This window comes from Rhodococcus sp. 15-2388-1-1a, assembly GCF_002259145.1.
Lineage (GTDB): Bacteria > Actinomycetota > Actinomycetes > Mycobacteriales > Mycobacteriaceae > Rhodococcoides.
Genome location: NZ_NPFP01000008.1, coordinates 17276 through 35452 on the forward strand (window position 1 = coordinate 17276; position 18177 = coordinate 35452).

Annotated in this window: 13 protein-coding genes; all 13 read left to right on the top strand. The window is 65.1% G+C overall.

Annotated elements, in window-relative coordinates:
* The first annotated feature begins 29 nt into the window (after positions 1-29).
* The 13 genes from CH302_RS04575 to secA all read left to right on the top strand — a co-directional run bounded on the left by CH302_RS04575 (position 30) and on the right by secA (position 18143).
* The gene (locus CH302_RS04575) at positions 30-1412 is read left to right on the top strand and encodes a phosphomannomutase/phosphoglucomutase (RefSeq protein ID WP_037189919.1); all 1383 of its coding nucleotides are present in this window, start codon (positions 30-32) and stop codon (positions 1410-1412) included.
* Positions 1413-1483: 71 nt separating this feature from the next.
* Positions 1484-2626 carry a TobH protein gene (locus tag CH302_RS04580; protein ID WP_037189918.1) on the top strand — a complete coding sequence of 381 codons (1143 nt, stop codon included), beginning with the start codon at positions 1484-1486 and terminating at the stop codon, positions 2624-2626.
* Entirely contained in the window at positions 2626-3855 is a 1230-nt protein-coding gene (gene manA, locus CH302_RS04585) for a mannose-6-phosphate isomerase, class I (protein WP_037189917.1), read from the top strand. The genes CH302_RS04580 and manA overlap by 1 nt, the downstream gene beginning before the upstream one ends.
* A 145-nt stretch (positions 3856-4000) precedes the next feature.
* The gene (locus tag CH302_RS04590; protein WP_037189916.1) at positions 4001-5518 is read left to right on the top strand and encodes an amino acid permease; all 1518 of its coding nucleotides are present in this window, start codon (positions 4001-4003) and stop codon (positions 5516-5518) included.
* A 257-nt stretch (positions 5519-5775) separates the two neighbouring features.
* Positions 5776-6879, top strand: coding sequence for an alkane 1-monooxygenase (locus CH302_RS04595; RefSeq protein ID WP_230596230.1), 1104 nt, complete (start codon positions 5776-5778; stop codon positions 6877-6879).
* 123 nt (positions 6880-7002) lie between these two features.
* A complete protein-coding gene (gene ahcY, locus CH302_RS04600; RefSeq protein ID WP_037189914.1) occupies positions 7003-8487 on the top strand; it encodes an adenosylhomocysteinase in 1485 nt (494 codons plus the stop codon).
* A 19-nt stretch (positions 8488-8506) separates the two neighbouring features.
* A complete protein-coding gene (locus CH302_RS04605; protein WP_037189912.1) occupies positions 8507-9172 on the top strand; it encodes a dTMP kinase in 666 nt (221 codons plus the stop codon).
* A gap of 4 nt (positions 9173-9176) precedes the next feature.
* Positions 9177-9854, top strand: a complete 678-nt coding sequence (mtrA, locus tag CH302_RS04610; protein WP_027496508.1) for an MtrAB system response regulator MtrA — start codon at positions 9177-9179, stop codon at positions 9852-9854.
* Positions 9851-11536, top strand: a complete 1686-nt coding sequence (gene mtrB, locus CH302_RS04615; RefSeq protein ID WP_037189910.1) for an MtrAB system histidine kinase MtrB — start codon at positions 9851-9853, stop codon at positions 11534-11536. The genes mtrA and mtrB overlap by 4 nt, the downstream gene beginning before the upstream one ends.
* Before the next feature lie 35 nt (positions 11537-11571).
* Complete coding sequence (gene lpqB / locus CH302_RS04620; protein WP_052047595.1) at positions 11572-13314, top strand: MtrAB system accessory lipoprotein LpqB; 1743 nt, start codon at positions 11572-11574, stop codon at positions 13312-13314.
* A 47-nt stretch (positions 13315-13361) separates the two neighbouring features.
* The gene (locus tag CH302_RS04625; RefSeq protein WP_037189909.1) at positions 13362-14045 is read left to right on the top strand and encodes a ComF family protein; all 684 of its coding nucleotides are present in this window, start codon (positions 13362-13364) and stop codon (positions 14043-14045) included.
* Positions 14046-14245: 200 nt separating this feature from the next.
* Positions 14246-14914, top strand: coding sequence for a ribosome hibernation-promoting factor, HPF/YfiA family (gene hpf / locus CH302_RS04630; RefSeq protein WP_037189906.1), 669 nt, complete (start codon positions 14246-14248; stop codon positions 14912-14914).
* A gap of 307 nt (positions 14915-15221) precedes the next feature.
* Positions 15222-18143 carry a preprotein translocase subunit SecA gene (gene secA / locus CH302_RS04635; protein ID WP_037189904.1) on the top strand — a complete coding sequence of 974 codons (2922 nt, stop codon included), beginning with the start codon at positions 15222-15224 and terminating at the stop codon, positions 18141-18143.
* The last annotated feature ends 34 nt before the right edge of the window (positions 18144-18177 follow it).

Genomic DNA, 18177 nt, shown 5'->3' on the forward strand with positions numbered 1-18177 from the left:
CGTCGACAACGATCACCAGGAGAATCTTCGTGGCCCGAACCGCAGAGTCCGTCAACGCCGTCATCAAGGCCTACGACGTCCGTGGCGTCGTAGGTGAGCAGATCGACGAGGCGTTCGTGCGTGACGTCGGTGCATCGTTCGCACGATTGGTTCGTGACGAGGCAGGGGCCGCGCGCTCGGTGGTCATCGGCCACGACATGCGTGATTCCTCGCCCGCGCTGTCTCGGGCGTTCGCCGACGGCGTCACCGCACAGGGCCTCGACGTGGTCCACATCGGGCTGGCGTCGACCGATCAGCTCTACTTCGCCTCCGGAATGCTCGAATGCCCGGGAGCCATGTTCACCGCCAGTCACAATCCGGCGAAGTACAACGGGATCAAGCTCTGCCGCGCCGGTGCCAAGCCGGTGGGCCAGGACACCGGATTGGCCACGGTCAAAGCCGAATTGGTGGACGGGGTACCGGAGTTCGACGGACCGTCCGGAACAGCGACATCCCGAGATGTGCTCGACGAATACGCACAGTTCGTCCGAGACCTGGTCGATCTGTCGGGAATCGGGTCCATGAAGATCGCCGTTGACGCCGGGAACGGAATGGGCGGACACACGGTGCCCGCGGTGTTCGGGCCACTGCCGGTGACGATCGAGCCGCTCTTCTTCGAGCTCGACGGTAGCTTTCCCAATCACGAGGCCAATCCGCTCGATCCGGCGAACCTGGTGGATCTGCAGCGTTTCGTCGTCGAGACCGGTGCCGATATCGGACTCGCCTTCGACGGCGACGCGGATCGGTGCTTCGTCGTCGACGAGAAGGGCGACCCCGTCTCGCCGTCCGCAGTCACCTGCCTGGTGGCCGAACGGGAACTGGCCAAGGAGCCGGGCGCGGTGATCATCCACAATCTGATCACCTCGCGCGCGGTACCGGAACTGGTCACCGAGCTCGGAGGCACACCGGTTCGCACCCGGGTGGGGCACTCCTTCATCAAGCAGCAGATGGCCGACACCGGAGCGATCTTCGGCGGCGAACATTCCGCTCACTACTACTTCCGTGATTTCTGGGGTGCGGACTCCGGCATGCTCGCCGCGCTGCACGTTCTCGCCGCACTCGGGGCACAGGATCGTCCGCTGTCGGAAATGATGGCCAGCTACGAGACCTACAGTGCATCGGGCGAGATCAACTCGACCGTCGACGATGCCGCAGAACGCACCGAGGCGGTCCTGGCGGCATTCGCCGATCGGACTGCGGGCATCGACCGACTCGACGGAGTGACGGTCGATCTGGCCGACGGTGCCTGGTTCAACCTGCGGGCCTCGAATACCGAACCGCTCCTGCGGCTCAACGTCGAAGCACGTACCGGAGCCGATGTCGATGCGCTTTCGACGGAGATATTGAGCATCGTTCGCGCCGGACTGGAATAGTGGTTACCGAGGGTTCGTGAGTGGGTATGCAGGCGTTTCGAGCGGGTGACGTAAGGGGAGGTGTCGCAGCCATGACGGCAGTGTCGTCTCTGGTCGATCTCGACGATTCGGATGCTCTCATCGCAGCCGATCGCGAGGGCTCCTTGCGCAGCGCAGCGCTGGCGGGCGCACAGGTGCGTGCCGTCGCGACCGCAGTGGACGAGTCGGTCCTCGCCCGGTTGGCCGATCTGCGTCCCCGGAGCGTGGTGATCGTCACCGGCGACGGGCGGAGCAGTCGGGCGGCGTCACTGCTCGTCGCCGCGCTCGGTGATCGCCTCGGGGTCCCTCTGGTACGCAGCACCGGCACTCCGCCGTGGATCGGCCCACTCGACGTGGTGGTGGTGGCAGGCGACGACGCCGGAGATCCACGTTTGGCCGAGTCGGTGGACGCGGCAGCCCGGCGTGGTGCCGAAGTCGTGGTGGTCGCTCCCGAGGAGGGGCCGCTGCGTGCCGTCCGGGGTGCCAGAGTCATGTGGCTGCCACCTCGAATCGCAGTCCGTGACCACAATGCTCTGATGCGCTACCTCGCTGCGTTCGTCGCGGTACTCGGGGCGGTTGCCGGCGGCTCGTGGAAGACGTTGCTGCCCAATCTTTCTCGTCTTGCCGACCTGCTCGACGCGGAGGCGGTACGAAACAGCCCGTCCAACGAGATGTTCCACAATCCGGCCAAGGCCCTCGCCAGTGGGTTGAACGGACGGCGGGTGGTGTTGACCGGGGGCAGTCCCGTCGCGGTCGAGGTGGCTCGGCACGGCAGCGAGGTGCTGCTGCGCGTGGCGGGTGTCGTCGTCGGTGCGGGGGAGTTGGGCGATGTCATTGCCGCGTCCATCCGGGCGTCCGTCGTCGAATCGTCCCGCACGCCACAGACATTCGACTCGTTATTTCACGACGAGCAGCTCGACGGGCCACCGCCGGCGCTGCCGATGCGCGTGATCGTGGTGGCCTCGGACGCCGATCGCGCGATGACCGAACGACGAATCGCCGGTGTCCCGGAGTCGGAATTGTTGCTCGCCGATTCGAGTGAGGCTCTGTTCGGCGGCGAGCGCGCGAGATCGGAATTCGACAACCCCGCAGCGGCACCGGATCCGGCTAGACTCTCGGTGCTCGACACGATGTCCGTGTTGGCGACGCGGTTGGACACCACTGCCGCGTATCTGCTGTTGATGGGCGGTAGCTAGTGCAGCTCTTGCGAGGCGCGGTTCGGTCCTACGCATGGGGTTCGCGAACCGCACTGGCTCGGATTCAGGGCCGCCCGGTCCCGTCCGATCATCCCGAGGCAGAGATCTGGCTCGGAGCTCACCCGGCCGACTCCGCGCACGTGGTGCACGAGGGTGGCAGTACGCCACTGCTCACGCTGATCGACGGCGATCCGGCCACCCACCTGGGTGGTTCTGCGCAGCACTACGACTCGCGTCTGCCGTACCTGCTGAAATTGCTTGCCGCAGAAGAGCCGTTGTCCTTGCAGGCGCATCCCAGCAGTGCTCAGGCCCGTGAAGGTTTTGCACGCGAGAACGCCGCGGGTGTCCCCATCGATTCTCCGGTACGCAACTACCGCGATCCGAATCACAAGCCCGAGCTCATCGTCGCGCTCACCGAGTTCGAGGCGTTGGCGGGCTTCCGGCGTCCCACCGACACCGTCGAACTGCTCGACGCGTTGGCCGTCCCCGCGCTGGCCGGGTATCGCACCCTGCTGGCCGCCCAGCCCGATGCCTCCGGGCTGCGCACCGTGTTCACCTCGTGGATCACGCTGCCCGGGCAGGCATTGGACGACATCCTGCCCGCCGTCGCCCAGGGATGCATCGACTATCTCTCCGGTCCTGCTCGCACCGACGGTGGACGATTCGCCGCCGAGGCCAGAACTCTGCTCGAGCTCGGGGAGTCGTACCCCGGTGACGCCGGAGTGCTCGCGGCGCTGCTGCTCAATCGGGTGACACTGACTCCCGGCCAGGGGCTGTACCTCGACGCCGGAAACCTGCACGCGTACTTGCGCGGTACCGGTGTGGAGATCATGGCGAACTCCGACAACGTGTTGCGCGGCGGACTGACTCCCAAACACGTCGACGTCCCGGAACTGTTGCGCGTGCTGGATTTCGAGCCTGCCGACATCTCGCCCATCACCCCGGGGGTCGGCGATCGGCCGACCTACCTGTATCCGACGCCTGCACCCGAATTCGCGTTGAGCCGAACTGCGGTTGCTGCGGGGGAGACGGTCTCCGTTCCCGGCTCCGGTCCGAGAATTCTGCTGTGCACGAGTGGCACTGTCGTGGCCGGTACCGCAGGCCGACAGTTCGAGCTGACGGTGCCGCAGGGCAGCTCGGCCTGGATACCCGCTGCAGACGAATCCATCACCGTGACCGCCGATTCGGGCGAGGCCGAGGTGTTCGTGGCCTCCGTCGGCCGCCTGTAGATCGCGTGTCGCCGGCATCTGTCGCTTCGAACCGCGCGATTGTGCAAATGGCGTGCCGCGAGGCAATAGTCTGATGCCACAGTGAAGAAGTGACGGATGAGCTCGGTGATCCGTCACCGAGTTGAAGTGGCGATACGGAGAACCGATGACCAGAGCAGACCGGCCCGCGAAGACCCCACGTACGACGGGTTGGTTCCGGACCAAATCGATCGAGCAGTCGATCCAGGACACCGACGAGCCGGACACGAAACTCCGGAAAGAACTCGGATCCTGGGATCTGACCGTGTTCGGCGTCGCCGTCGCTGTCGGTGCCGGCATCTTCACCCTGACCGCGCGGACGGCCGGAAACGTTGCGGGACCGGCAGTGTCGTTGGCCTTCGTGCTCGCGGCGATCGCATGTGGCCTCGCGGCGCTGTGTTACGCGGAGTTCGCATCCACGGTGCCGGTGGCCGGAAGTGCGTACACGTTCTCGTATGCGGCGTTCGGTGAGTTCATCGCATGGATCATCGGATGGGATCTCATCCTCGAGTTCGGCCTCGCAGCCGCCGTGGTGGCGAAGGCGTGGTCGCTCTATCTGGGCGATCTGCTCGGTACGGCCGCTCCGGTGCTCGAGATCGGCTCACTGAACTTCGATTGGGGTGCACTGCTGATCGTGGTGGTCCTGACGGTGCTCATCGCGTCGGGCACCAAGTTGTCCTCACGGGTGTCGCTGGTCATCACGGCGGTGAAGGTGATCGTCGTTCTGTTCGTGGTCGTGCTCGGGGCCTTCTACATCAAGGTCGCCAACTACGACCCCTACATTCCGCCGTCGCAACCGGGCTCCACGGGCGAGGGACTGCATCAGTCTCTTTTCTCGTTCGTCACGGGAGCAGGCGGCAGCACGTTCGGTGCTTACGGACTGCTGGCCGCGGCGTCCCTCGTGTTCTTCGCCTTCATCGGATTCGATGTGGTGGCAACGACCGCCGAGGAAACCAAGGAACCGCAGAAGGCACTCCCGCGAGGAATCCTCGGATCGCTCGCGATCGTCACCGTGCTCTACGTGGCCGTCACCCTGGTTCTGACCGGAATGGTCAAGTACACCGACCTGGCCGGTGACAGTTCCACGCTGGCGACGGCATTCGAGCTGAACGGGCTGACGTGGGCCAAGAACATCATCTCCTTCGGTGCACTCGCCGGTCTGACGACCGTGGTGATGGTGTTGATGCTCGGGCAGACCCGAGTGCTCTTCGCGATGTCGCGAGACGGACTGGTGCCGCGGGCACTGGCACACACCGGAAAGAAGGGCACGCCGGTCCGGACCACGATTCTGGTCGGTGTCATCGTCGGCCTGCTCGCTGCGTTCGTTCCGCTCGGCACGCTCGAGGAAATGGTGAACATCGGCACGCTGTTCGCGTTCGTGCTGGTTTCGGCCGGGGTTCTCGTCCTGCGCAGAACTCGCCCCGACCTGGAGCGCGGTTTCCGCGTTCCCTGGGTTCCCCTGGTGCCGATCCTCGCGGTCCTGGCCTGCCTGTGGTTGATGCTGAACCTGTCGGTCGAAACATGGCTGCGTTTCCTGGTCTGGATGGCCGCCGGTGTCGTCATCTACGTCGTGTACAGCAGGCGGCACTCGGTGATGGGACAGCGCGAAGCCGAGAAATCTCGCATCGAGAAGTCGGAGCACTGACCGGGCTTACGCGCCGATTGATGTCCTGACCAGCGATTCTCGCCTGAATTTAGATAGCGTCACATCAAACCGCTGGAATGTTATACCCTCGAAAACAGACTTGGAGGACTCAAAAAGTTCGATGAGAGGGTGTTGAAACAGTGAGTGTGGACGGCCGAATTCCTTCGTTGGAGGGTTCGGGTGTCGCTTTCGGGGGGCGGGATTCGAAGGCCAGTGAACGGTCGGTTCGCTGGCAGGACAACAAACGTTATCTATGGATGCTGGGGCTGTTGGCCCCGGCGTCGGCATTGCTGCCGTCGCAGTTGGTCTACTGGACAGGCATATCGCTGTTCTGGTGGAGCGGCGTGCTGGTGTTCTTCGTGATCATTCCGGTGATCGACCTGATCGCCGGTGAGGACGGGCACAACCCGGACGAGTCGGCGAGCGAGAAACTGCAGAACGATCGCTACTACCGCTGGTGTACCTACCTTTTCCTTCCCATTCAGTTCGTCGGGCTGATCGTCGCGTGTTGGATGTGGGCGTACGGCGAGCTGACCGTGGTGGACAAGATCGGGCTCGCCGTGACGGTGGGCCTGGTGGCCGGAACCGGTATCAATGCCGCTCACGAACTGGGACATCGGATCGAGCAGCACGAGCGCTGGTTGGCCAAGATCGCCCTCTCGCAGACGCTCTACGGTCACTTCTACGTCGAGCACAACCGAGGGCATCACGTTCGAGTGGCAACCCCGGACGACCCCGCGAGCGCACGGCTCGGCGAGAGCGTGTGGAGCTTCGTGCCGCGCAGCACGATCCTCGGCCTGACCTCCGCATGGAAGCTCGAGTCGCAGCGGCTTCGGCGCAAGGGCCGCTCGGTCGCGAGCCCGACCAATGCGCTGCTGCACACGTGGCTGCTCAGCGTCGTGCTGTTCGGCTCGCTGCTGATCGTGTTCGGCTGGTCCATCGCGCCGTACCTTCTGTTGCAGGCCGTCGTCGGATTCGTTCTGCTCGAGATGGTGAACTACGTGGAGCACTACGCCCTGCTCCGCGAGAAGAACGATCGCGGGAAGTACGTTCGGTGCTCGCCCCGCCACAGCTGGAACAGCGACAGGATCTGTACCAACATTTTCCTGTACCACCTGCAGCGACACAGCGACCATCACGCCAATCCAGGCAAGCGCTATCAGACCCTGCTCTCGTGCGACGAGGCTCCTCAGCTCCCCGCCGGCTACGCCTCGATGGTGATGCTCGCCGCAATTCCGCCGCTGTGGCGTCGAGTGATGGACCGGCGGGTACTGGCGCACTACCAGGGAGATATCACCCGCGCGAACATCCTGCCTCGCAAACGGGCTCGAATCCTGGCGCGAGCCGGACGAAACGGATAGAGCGGGTTCTCGACAATCGGGTCGTTGCGCATGCTCCGCTGCTGCACCTCCGGGCAGCCGGAACCAGGAGTGCGCGGACCCGATAGCCTGGACGGCAGACACTCAGTCAACAGGAGAGGCAAGATGACGACCTCAGTTACGTCAGGATCGGCACTCACCGTGGATCACCGCGGTGGAATCGACTTCAAGGTCGCAGACCTGTCGCTCGCAGAATTCGGCCGCAAGGAAATCCGGCTCGCCGAGCACGAGATGCCCGGCTTGATCGCGCTGCGTCGCGAATACGCCGACGTACAGCCGCTCAAGGGAGCGCGAGTTTCGGGATCGCTGCACATGACCGTGCAGACCGCGGTGCTGATCGAGACGCTGGTTGCACTCGGAGCCGAGGTCCGGTGGGCGTCCTGCAACATCTTCTCCACCCAGGACCACGCAGCGGCGGCCGTCGTCGTCGGTCCGTACGGCACCGTCGAGGAGCCCAAGGGCGTCCCGGTGTTCGCCTGGAAGGGCGAAAGCCTCGAAGAGTACTGGTGGGCGGCCGAGCAGATGCTCACCTGGCCCGATCAGCCCGCCAACATGATTCTCGACGACGGTGGCGACGCCACGATGCTGGTGCTGCGCGGCGCGCAGTTCGAGAAGGCAGGCGTCGTCCCGCCGACCGACGACGATCACGATTCGGACGAGTACAAGGTCTTCCTCGGCCTGCTGCGTCGTTCACTGGAGGCGTCGAAGTCCAAGTGGACCGAGGTTGCCGAGTCCGTACAGGGCGTCACCGAAGAGACCACCACCGGCGTGCTGCGGCTGTACCAGTTCGCGGCTGCGGGCGAGCTCACGTTCCCCGCCATCAACGTCAACGACTCGGTGACCAAGAGCAAGTTCGACAACAAGTACGGCACCCGCCACTCGCTGATCGACGGCATCAACCGCGGCACCGACGTTCTCATCGGCGGCAAGGCCGTTCTGGTCTGTGGCTACGGCGACGTGGGCAAGGGCTGCGCCGAGGCGCTCAAGGGCCAGGGTGCACGTGTGACCGTCACCGAGGCCGATCCGATCAACGCGCTGCAGGCGCTCATGGACGGCTTCGACGTGCGCACGGTCGAGGAATTCATCGAGCAGGCCGACATCGTGATCACCTCGACGGGCAACCTGTCGATCATCACGTTCGAGCACATGCGCAAGATGAAGCACCAGGCAATCCTGGGCAACATCGGTCACTTCGACAACGAGATCGACATGGCCGGTCTGGAGAAGGCCCCCGATGTCACGCGGATCAACATCAAGCCGCAGGTCGACGAGTACCAGTTCAAGGACGGGCACTCGATCATCGTGCTGTCCGAGGGCCGTCTGCTCAATCTCGGCAACGCCACGGGTCACCCGTCGTTCGTCATGAGCAACAGTTTCTCCAACCAGGTCATCGCTCAGATCGAACTGTGGACGAAGCCGGACGAGTACGACAACGAGGTCTACCGCCTGCCCAAGCACCTCGACGAGAAGGTCGCGCGCATCCACGTCGAAGCGCTCGGCGGCTCGATCACCAAGCTCACCAAGGAGCAGGCCGAGTACATCGGAGTCGACGTCGAGGGCCCGTACAAGCCCGAGCACTACCGCTACTGACCGACGGACCGGTCCGGTAGTGGGAAAACTGTTCGTCATCGAAGGAGTCGACGGAGCGGGCAAGAACACGCTCGCCCGTCGACTCGTTTCGGCGTGGGAGCGTGACGGCCTGTCGGTCGAGCGGATCGGGTTTCCCCGGTACGGCCGGTCGGTTCACGCCGATCTGGCCGCGGAGGCGTTGCACGGCGAACACGGTGACACCGCGAGCAGCGTGCATGCGATGGCCCTGTTGTTCGCGCTCGATCGCCGGGACGCGGGCGATGAGATCCGAAAGCTGCTCTCGGACAACGATATCGTTCTTCTCGATCGGTACGTGGCATCCAATGCCGCCTACACCGCCGCTCGGCTCGAGCAGTCCGCCGACGGCGAGGCCGTCGAGTGGATCAGGTCACTCGAATTCGACCGATTCGCTGTGCCCGTTCCCGATGTCCAGATTCTCCTCGACGTCCCGGTGGCGCTCGCCGCCGAGCGTGCTGCGGCCCGTGAGAGTGCGGACGCCGCCCGCACCCGGGATGTCTACGAGCGCGACGGCTCACTGCAGAGCCGAACCTCGGCTGCGTACGGCAGGCTCGCCGCCTCGCACTGGGTATCGCCGTGGCACGTCGTCACCGCCGACGTGGATCCCGATCGACTCGCCGCCGACATGTTCAATCAGCCATCAGGCGTTCGGAAAGTGACACCATAGGACCATGAAGCCTCGGATTCTGGTTGTGGACGACGATTCGGCTCTGGCGGAGATGCTCACCATCGTGTTGCGCGGTGAGGGATTCGAGCCCTTCGTGGTCGGCGACGGTACTCAAGCACTGGCGGCCGTGCGCGAGAACCGGCCGGACCTGGTGCTGCTGGATCTGATGCTTCCCGGCATGAACGGCATCGACGTGTGCCGAGTCCTGCGCGCCGATTCGGGCGTGCCGATCGTCATGCTGACGGCCAAGACCGACACCGTCGATGTCGTCCTGGGTCTCGAGTCCGGTGCGGACGACTACATCATGAAGCCGTTCAAGCCGAAGGAACTGGTCGCCCGGGTTCGCGCGCGCTTGCGCAGGACCGAGGACGAACCCGCCGAACTGCTGTCCATCGCGGACATCGTCATCGACGTGCCGGCTCACAAGGTCAGTCGCGGCGACGAACTCGTCTCCCTCACTCCACTCGAGTTCGATCTGCTCGTCGCATTGGCACGCAAGCCGCGTCAGGTGTTCACCCGAGAGGTGTTGCTCGAACAGGTCTGGGGCTACCGCCACGCGGCCGACACCCGACTGGTCAACGTGCACGTGCAGCGGCTGCGCGCCAAGGTCGAGAAGGATCCGGAGAACCCCGAGGTGGTGTTGACCGTGAGGGGGGTCGGCTACAAGGCCGGACCGCCGTGATCCGTTTCTCCCATTCTCGGCGGCGAATCAACGGCAAGTTCTCTCCCGTACTGCGTTGGTTTCGCTCGCTGAGTACGTCGCTGGGCCATGCCTGGCGACGATCACTACAGCTGCGCGTCGTCGTGTCGACGCTGACTCTGTCCCTGGTGGTCATCCTCATCCTCGGGGTGGTGTTGACCAGTCAGATCACCGATCGACTACTCGAGGCGAAGCTGTCCGCCGCCACCGAGGAACTCGACCGTTCGCGGACCACAGTGGAGGGCAACCTCGCCGGAGCCGACGATTCGAGCGGGCTCGCGACGCGCCTCGAACGAGCCAGGGCGGCGCTGACGAACCAGGACCTCGACGCCGCGTCGACCACCGGGTCGGCGGGATCGTTCGATCCGGTCCTGATCGTGGAAGGCGACGCCACCCGCGCAGAGGCCTCGGTCGGTCCGGTCGATCAGATCCCGAACAGCCTGCGCGACTTCGTCAAGAAGGGCCTGATCAGCTCGCAGTATGCGACGGTCACCGACAGTGACGGCGGCTACTCCGGCTCTGCGCTGATCATGGGATCTCCCACCGGATCCGACATCTCGGCCCTGCAGCTCTATCTCATCTTCCCGTTGGCCAGCGAGGATCGCACGCTCTCTCTCGTGCGCGGCACGTTGTTCATCGGCGCAGTGGTGCTGCTGGTATTGCTCGCGGCGATTGCGATGCTCGTCGCACGTCAGGTGGTCCTGCCCATTCGTTCGGCGTCGAGGATCGCGGTGCGGTTCGCCGACGGCAGGCTCAAGGAGCGCATGCCCGTCCGCGGCGAGGACGACATGGCCAGACTCGCGATGTCGTTCAACGAGATGGCCGAGAGTCTGTCCAAACAGATCACCCAGCTCGAAGAATTCGGAAACCTGCAGCGCCGATTCACCTCCGACGTCAGCCACGAACTGCGCACCCCGCTCACCACAGTTCGGATGGCGGCAGACCTGATCCACGACGCCAGCGACGACCTCGAGCCTGCTCTCAAGAGATCCTCGGAGCTGTTGGTCAACGAGCTCGATCGGTTCGAGACCCTGCTCGGCGACCTGCTGGAGATCAGCCGCCACGACGCGGGCGTCGCCGAACTGGCCGCCGAACAGCTCGACCTGCGCATGTGCGCCCGAGCGGCAGTGTCGACCGTGCGGCACCTGGCGCGCGAGACCGGTACCGAAGTGATCGTCGACATGCCCGAGACCGCAGTCGTCGCCGAGGTCGACCCCCGACGGGTGGAACGGATTCTGCGCAATCTGCTGGCCAACGCACTCGACCACGGTGAAGGCAAACCGGTCCTGCTGCGGCTGCGCTCGGACGCCGACGCGGCAGCATTCGTCGTGCGAGATCAGGGAGTCGGTCTGCGACCGGGTGAAGAGAAGCTGGTGTTCAACCGGTTCTGGCGCTCGGATCCCTCCCGTGTTCGACGATCCGGCGGTACCGGCCTTGGGCTGGCGATCAGCGTCGAGGACGCCCGCCTGCACGACGGTAAGCTCGAAGCGTGGGGAGCAGTAGGCGAAGGCGCATGTTTCCGACTCACCCTGCCGCTCGTGCGCGGGCACAAGGTGATCGGATCCCCACTGCCCCTCAAACCCAGCACCAAGAAATTCGCTCAAGGACAACCGATTCCCGCGATCACCGCATCGAAGACATCCGCGTCGGAGCCCGCGACGTGATCTTCTCGTGTCGTCGCAGCACCCGAGTGCTGGCGATGTGCGCGCTCGTCGTCGCCCTCGTGGGCGGATGCGCCAGCCTTCCCGAGTCGTCCAGCCCTCAGGCCATCGGCACCTTGACCGCCGGGGCCGTGCCCACCAGTGCTCCGGCTCCCGAGCCGGGACGCGAGCCCGATCGCTTGCTGGACGACTTCTTCGAGGCCAGCGCCGTCTCGGCCAACAGGCACCAGGCCGCCCGGCAGTTTCTCACCGAGGAGGCGTCGGGAACCTGGGACGACGGCGCACGTACGGTCGTCGCGGACCGGATCGACACCCTGTCCGGTCCACGTACCGCTGATACCGCGCAGTTCACGATCCGCTCGACGACGGCCGGGATGCTGGCGTCCGGCGGCGAGTACCAGGCCGGCTCGGACACCTTCGACGCCGCGATCGAGATGGAACGCGTGGACGGGCAGTGGCGAATCTCGAAACTGCCGCCCGGCGTCGTCATCGATCGATCCGCGTTTCTGAACACCTATCAGCAGCGATCGCTGTACTTCGTCGATCCGCTCGGTGGCGTGCTCGTGCCCGATGTGCGCTGGACCAGTGGATCGCAGGACCAGCTCGCCAACCAACTCGTACAGCTGCTCATCGACGGTCCCAAGTCGGCGCTGTCGGCCGCGGTGAGCAACGAACTGTCCGACGACGTGAGTATTCGCGGGCCGATCACCAAGGCCGACGGTCAGACCGCACAGGTGGGGGTGGGGCTCGGTGGCATCAAGATCGACTTCGGTGGCCTGCAGAACAAGGGTGACCGCGACCGTGAACTGCTTGCCGCTCAAGTGATCTGGACGCTCGCCTCGGCCGAGGTGGCAGGGCCGTACGTGTTGCTTGCCGACGGCCAACCCATCGACACGACCAAGCCCGACGGGTGGACCACCGCAGGCGTCGACTCCTTCGATCCGCTGGGCAGCACCGACGACAGTGTCGGACTGCACGCACTCGCGTCCGGCACTTTGCTGCGCGTCGACGAGGCGGAGACGACCCCCGCTCCCGGGTACTTCGGACAGGCCCGCAACCTGCGCTCGGTGGCACTGTCCAACGACGGCACGCTCGTGGCGGGCGTCGCCGACACCGGACGGCCTGCCCCCGCGCCGTCGAGCACGCTCATGGTCGGCAGCTACGACGGCGGCGCGTTCCCGGTGGCCGAGGGACAGTCGATCACGCGGCCCACGTGGGGGGCCGACGACAACGCGGCGTGGGCGGTGATCGACGGCACCAACGTCATCCGAGCCGCCCGCGATCCCTCTACCGGACAGGTATCGGTGATACCGGTCGAGGCCACCGCCGTCACGACACTCGGCAACCGGATCACCGAACTGCGACTGGCCCGAGACGGAGTGCGAGCGGCGCTCATCGTCGACGGCGTCGTGTACGTGGCGACGGTGGTCCGCGAGCCCTCGGGTGTGTACTCCCTCACCGAGCCGAGGGCCGTGGCCATCGGACTCGGTAGCGACGCCACGAGTTTGGACTGGAGTACCGGCGACACCATCGTGATCGCGCGGGTCGCCACCGACGCACCGGTGGTCCAGGTGACCGTCGACGGATCCCGGATGGATCCGCTGCCCTCACGCAACCTGACCACTCCGGTGTTGGCGGTCGATGCCTCGCCGGAGACGGAGTACGTGGCCGATGCACGCGCCGTGTTCGCCCTCAACAATGCCGATCCGGTCGGCGATCGGTACTGGCGTGAGGTCACCGGATTGGCCGGAGTGAAAGCAGTGCCCATTCTGCCCGGCTGACGTCGGCCGCAGCTGTCTGTCGGTGGGCCCGTGCAGACTCCGCGTTCATGCGGACGCTCCTCGATCTGGTTCTGCCCCTCGAGTGCGCCGGGTGCGGTGTGCCGGGGGAGCACTGGTGCACTGTGTGTTCTCTGGCCCTGTTCGTCCCGCCCATCGCCGTTCGGCCACGAGTCGATCCCGGTGTGCCGTGCTGGTCCCTCGGTACGTACAGCGGGCCGCGTCGCAGTGGTGTGATCGCTCTGAAGGAGCGAGGTCGGCGGTCGGTGGCCCGGCCTTTCGGGCGAGCGCTCGCCGAGGCCGTCGGACACCTACGCGATGCAGGTGAGATCGATCCACCCGAGCTGAGTTCGCTGATTCTGATCTGCGCGCCCTCTCGGGCTCGTGCGGCACGGGCTCGCGGGGGCGATCCCGTTCTGCGATGCGCTCGAATCGCTGCCGAACGGTTGGCACCGGAACGAGTGCTCGTTCCCGAGTTGCTCCGCATGAGCGGCGGAGTCCGTGATTCGGTCGGACTGTCGGCGGGGCAACGTCAGCACAATGTGGCAGGCCGGATCGAGGCTGTCGGGGTGGCACGTCCGCGAGGCGACGCACGTGTGACGCGATCGGCCGACTTCACCGTTCTGCTGATCGACGACGTCGTGACCACCGGCGCTACGTTGGCCGAATCGGTAAGAGTGCTAACCGAATTGGAAGTGCCGGTGTCCGGAGCGCTGGTGGTGGCGAGTGCCTGAATGTGATGGAGGGGGACACGCCGACAACCAATTCGGGGTGAACGGTGGCACACGAGTCGATGACCGACTAACGTCGCGGACACGCCCCAACTGGACCAGATGTGAGGTGATGCCCCGGACTTTGATGCCGGAAGGTTCCCCATTCGGCATGCACACTTGCCACGTCCAACAGTGGGCGTGGCCGATATCTGGAGGTACGCGTGACGACCCCTTCACAAGCCTCGGTTTTCTTCGACGAGAAGCCCTCCGAAGAACCCCCCAAGAGCAATGCGGACGTTGTGGTCAAGGGCCGCAACGTCGAGATACCGGATCATTTCCGGATATATGTCTCCGAGAAACTGGCTCGCCTCGAGCGCTTCGACCCCTCCATCTACCTGTTCGACGTCGAACTGCAGCACGAACGAAATCGCCGCCAGGCCAAGGCATGTCAACGCGTGGAGATCACCGCGAAGGGCAAGGGGCCGGTCGTTCGAGCCGAAGCGTGCGCCGACAGTTTCTATGCCGCACTCGAAGCGGTGACGTCGAAACTCGAGAGCAGACTCCGGCGCACCAAGGACCGTCGCAAGGTTCACTACGGCGAGAAGAGGCCCGTTTCCGTCGCCGAGGCCACTGCCGAACTCGCCGAGGACGACACGCTGGCACTCGACCCCGAGACGAAACTCGACTCGTTCGAGGACGACCAGAGCGGCCCGGGGCACATCGTGCGAACGAAGATTCACTCGGCCGCACCGATGAGCGTCGACGACGCACTGTACGAAATGGAACTCGTCGGCCACGATTTCTTCCTGTTCCACGACAGCGCAAGCGATCGCCCCTCGGTCGTGTACCGACGGCACGCCTTCGATTACGGCTTGATCAGGCTGACCTGATCGGACCGCGCGGGACGGCTCGACACGTTCGCCGTCCGTGAAATCTTTTCACCGCTGCAGGCTCGACGCCGGAGACTCGATCCCCACGTCGAGCCTGCAGTGCTGTGTCGGTGTTGTCCGAATGGCCGACCGGCGATCTCCGACGACCGATAGTCGGGCTGCCGGGTTCACAGCGACACCGCCTACCATGGACGCGTTCGGGTTACCCGCCGCGCAGATGTCGTGGTGACGAACCCGTGAGCTCGTGCAGTATGCAGTGTTGTTGGTACCAGTACCCATGAACCGAGGATCGAGGACGAGAAAGCCCGTGCCGTCGCTGTCGTTTTCCAAGCTGCTCCGTGTCGGTGAAGGTCGCATGGTCAAGCGGCTCAAGAGCATCGCCGACCACGTCTCGACCCTGTCTCCGGACGTCGAGAGCCTCTCCGACGACGAACTGCGCGGCAAGACCGCGGAGTTCAGGGAGAGGTACTCCGCCGGCGAGACCCTGGATCAGCTCCTGCCCGAAGCATTCGCCGTGGCCCGTGAGGCCTCCTGGCGAGTGCTGTCGCAGCGACACTTCGACGTTCAGGTCATGGGCGGTGCCGCCCTGCACTTCGGCAACATCGCCGAGATGAAGACCGGTGAGGGCAAGACACTGACGTGTGTTCTGCCCGCGTACCTCAATGCCATCTCCAGCGAGGGTGTGCACGTGGTGACGGTCAACGACTACCTCGCCAAGCGCGACTCGGAGTGGATGGGCCGCGTGCACCGTTTCCTCGGTCTCTCGGTCGACGTGATCCTTTCCGGCATGACCCCGGTGGAACGCCGCGCCGCCTATGCCGCGGACATCACCTACGGCACCAACAACGAGTTCGGCTTCGACTACCTGCGCGACAACATGACGCACTCGCTCGACGACCTCGTGCAGCGCGGCCACAACTTCGCCGTCGTCGACGAGGTCGACTCCATCCTCATCGACGAGGCCCGTACGCCGCTGATCATCTCGGGACCGGCCGACGCGTCGAGCAAGTGGTACGGAGAGTTCGCCCGTATCGCGCCGATGCTGAAGATCGACACCCACTACGAGGTCGACATCCGCAAGCGGACCATCGGTGTACACGAGGCAGGCGTCGAACTGGTCGAGGATCAGCTCGGCATCGACAATCTCTACGAGGCCGCCAACTCACCGCTGGTGAACTACCTCAACAACGCGATCAAGGCCAAAGAGCTCTACACCAAGGACAAGGACTACATCGTCCGCGACGGTGAGGTCATCATCGTCGACGAGTTCACCGGCCGCATCCTGGTGGGACGTCGCTACAACGAGGGCATGCACCAGGCGATCGAGGCCAAGGAAAAGGTGGAGATCAAGGCCGAGAATCAGACTCTGGCGACGATCACCCTGCAGAACTACTTCCGCCTCTACGACAAGCTCTCGGGCATGACGGGTACCGCCGAGACCGAGGCCGCCGAGCTCCATCAGATCTACGGCCTCGGTGTCATTCCGATTCCGACCAACCGTCCGATGGTCCGCGTGGACAACGGTGACCTGATCTACAAGACGGAAGAGGCCAAGTTCGACGCCGTCGTGGACGACGTCGTCGAGCGGCACGAGAAGGGCCAGCCGGTCCTCATCGGCACGACGAGCGTCGAGCGCTCGGAGTACCTGTCGAAGCAGTTCACCAAGCGCGGTGTCGCTCACAACGTGTTGAACGCGAAGTTCCACGAGCAGGAAGCGACGATCATCGCCGAGGCGGGCCGGCAGGGCGCGGTGACGGTGGCGACCAACATGGCCGGTCGAGGCACCGACGTGGTGCTCGGCGGCAACCCGGACATCCTCGCCGATCTGCAGCTCCGGAAGCAGGGCTTGGACCCGGTCGAGACCCCAGAGGAGTACGAGGCTGCCTGGGAGCCTGCGCTCGAGGAGGTCAAGGCGCAGGTCAAGGCCGACGCCGATACTGTGCGCGAGGCCGGCGGTCTCTACGTCCTCGGTACCGAGCGACACGATTCTCGCCGTATCGACAACCAGCTCCGAGGCCGCTCCGGTCGTCAGGGTGATCCGGGCGAATCGCGTTTCTACCTCTCGCTCGGCGACGAGTTGATGCGTCGATTCAACGGTGGCGCACTCGAGTCGATCATGACCCGGCTCAACCTGCCCGACGACGTCCCGATCGAAGCCAAGATGGTGTCCAAGGCCATCAAGAGCGCTCAGACGCAGGTCGAGCAGCAGAACTTCGAGATCCGCAAGAACGTTCTCAAGTACGACGAGGTGATGAACCAGCAGCGCACCGTCATCTACGAGGAGCGCCGCCGCATCCTCGAAGGTGCCGACATGGAGGGCCAGGTCGAGGGCATGATCACCGACGTGATCACCGCCTACGTCGACGGTGCCACCGGTGAGGGCTACGTCGAGGACTGGGATCTGGAGCAGCTCTGGACCGCGCTGAAGACTCTCTACCCGGTGGGAATCGACCACAAGGTGCTCGCCGGCGAGAACGAGGACGGCGAGAAGGGCGATCTGAGCCGCGACGAGTTGCGTGAGGCATTGCTCGAGGACGCACGATCTGCGTACGCCAACCGCGAGGCCGAGATCGACGGTATCGCCGGCGAGAACGGAATGCGCGAACTCGAGCGTCGAGTGCTGCTGTCGGTCCTCGACCGCAAGTGGCGCGAGCACCTCTACGAGATGGACTACCTCAAGGAAGGCATCGGCCTGCGCGCGATGGCGCAGCGCGACCCGCTGGTCGAATACCAGCGTGAGGGCTACGACATGTTCCAGGGCATGCTCGACGGCTTGAAGGAGGAGTCGGTCGGATTCCTGTTCAACCTGCAGGTCGAGGCGACACCGGCTCCGACCGGCCCTGCGGCGTCGGCAGGTCTCGCGGTGGCTCCTGGACTGTCCTCCCCGGTGGGCTCCGGCCGCCCGGCCGCGACACCCGCCGCTGCACCCGCGCCGACGGCTCCGGCCCCCACTGCTCAGGCCACCTCTGCTCCGGCCCCCACTGCTCCCGCACCTACGGCTCCCGCGGTGCCCTCGGCTCTGCGGGCCAAGGGTCTCGACGAGCAGGAAGAGCAGAGACTGACCTTCTCCGGGCCGGCCGAGGGCGGTGGCACTGCCGTGCGCCGAGCCGGGCCGTCCACGTCCGGCAGCGAGTCCGCGGCCGAGGGCACTCGCCGCGAGCGTCGCGAAGCGGCGAGGACTCAGAGCAAGGCACCCAAGAAGACAGCGCGCTCCAAGCGCAAGAAGTAGTGCACGAGGGTCGCGTCGCCACCGGGCGACGCGA

Excerpts from the sequence above, each read along its gene's own strand:
- CH302_RS04580 (WP_037189918.1), top strand. The coding sequence starts at position 1,484 with ATGACGGCAGTGTCGTCTCTGGTCGATCTCGACGATTCGGATGCTCTC.
- CH302_RS04590 (WP_037189916.1), top strand. The coding sequence starts at position 4,001 with ATGACCAGAGCAGACCGGCCCGCGAAGACCCCACGTACGACGGGTTGG.
- CH302_RS04595 (WP_230596230.1), top strand. The coding sequence starts at position 5,776 with ATGCTGGGGCTGTTGGCCCCGGCGTCGGCATTGCTGCCGTCGCAGTTG.
- ahcY (WP_037189914.1), top strand. The coding sequence starts at position 7,003 with ATGACGACCTCAGTTACGTCAGGATCGGCACTCACCGTGGATCACCGC.
- mtrA (WP_027496508.1), top strand. The coding sequence starts at position 9,177 with ATGAAGCCTCGGATTCTGGTTGTGGACGACGATTCGGCTCTGGCGGAG.
- lpqB (WP_052047595.1), top strand. The coding sequence starts at position 11,572 with ATGTGCGCGCTCGTCGTCGCCCTCGTGGGCGGATGCGCCAGCCTTCCC.
- CH302_RS04625 (WP_037189909.1), top strand. The coding sequence starts at position 13,362 with ATGCGGACGCTCCTCGATCTGGTTCTGCCCCTCGAGTGCGCCGGGTGC.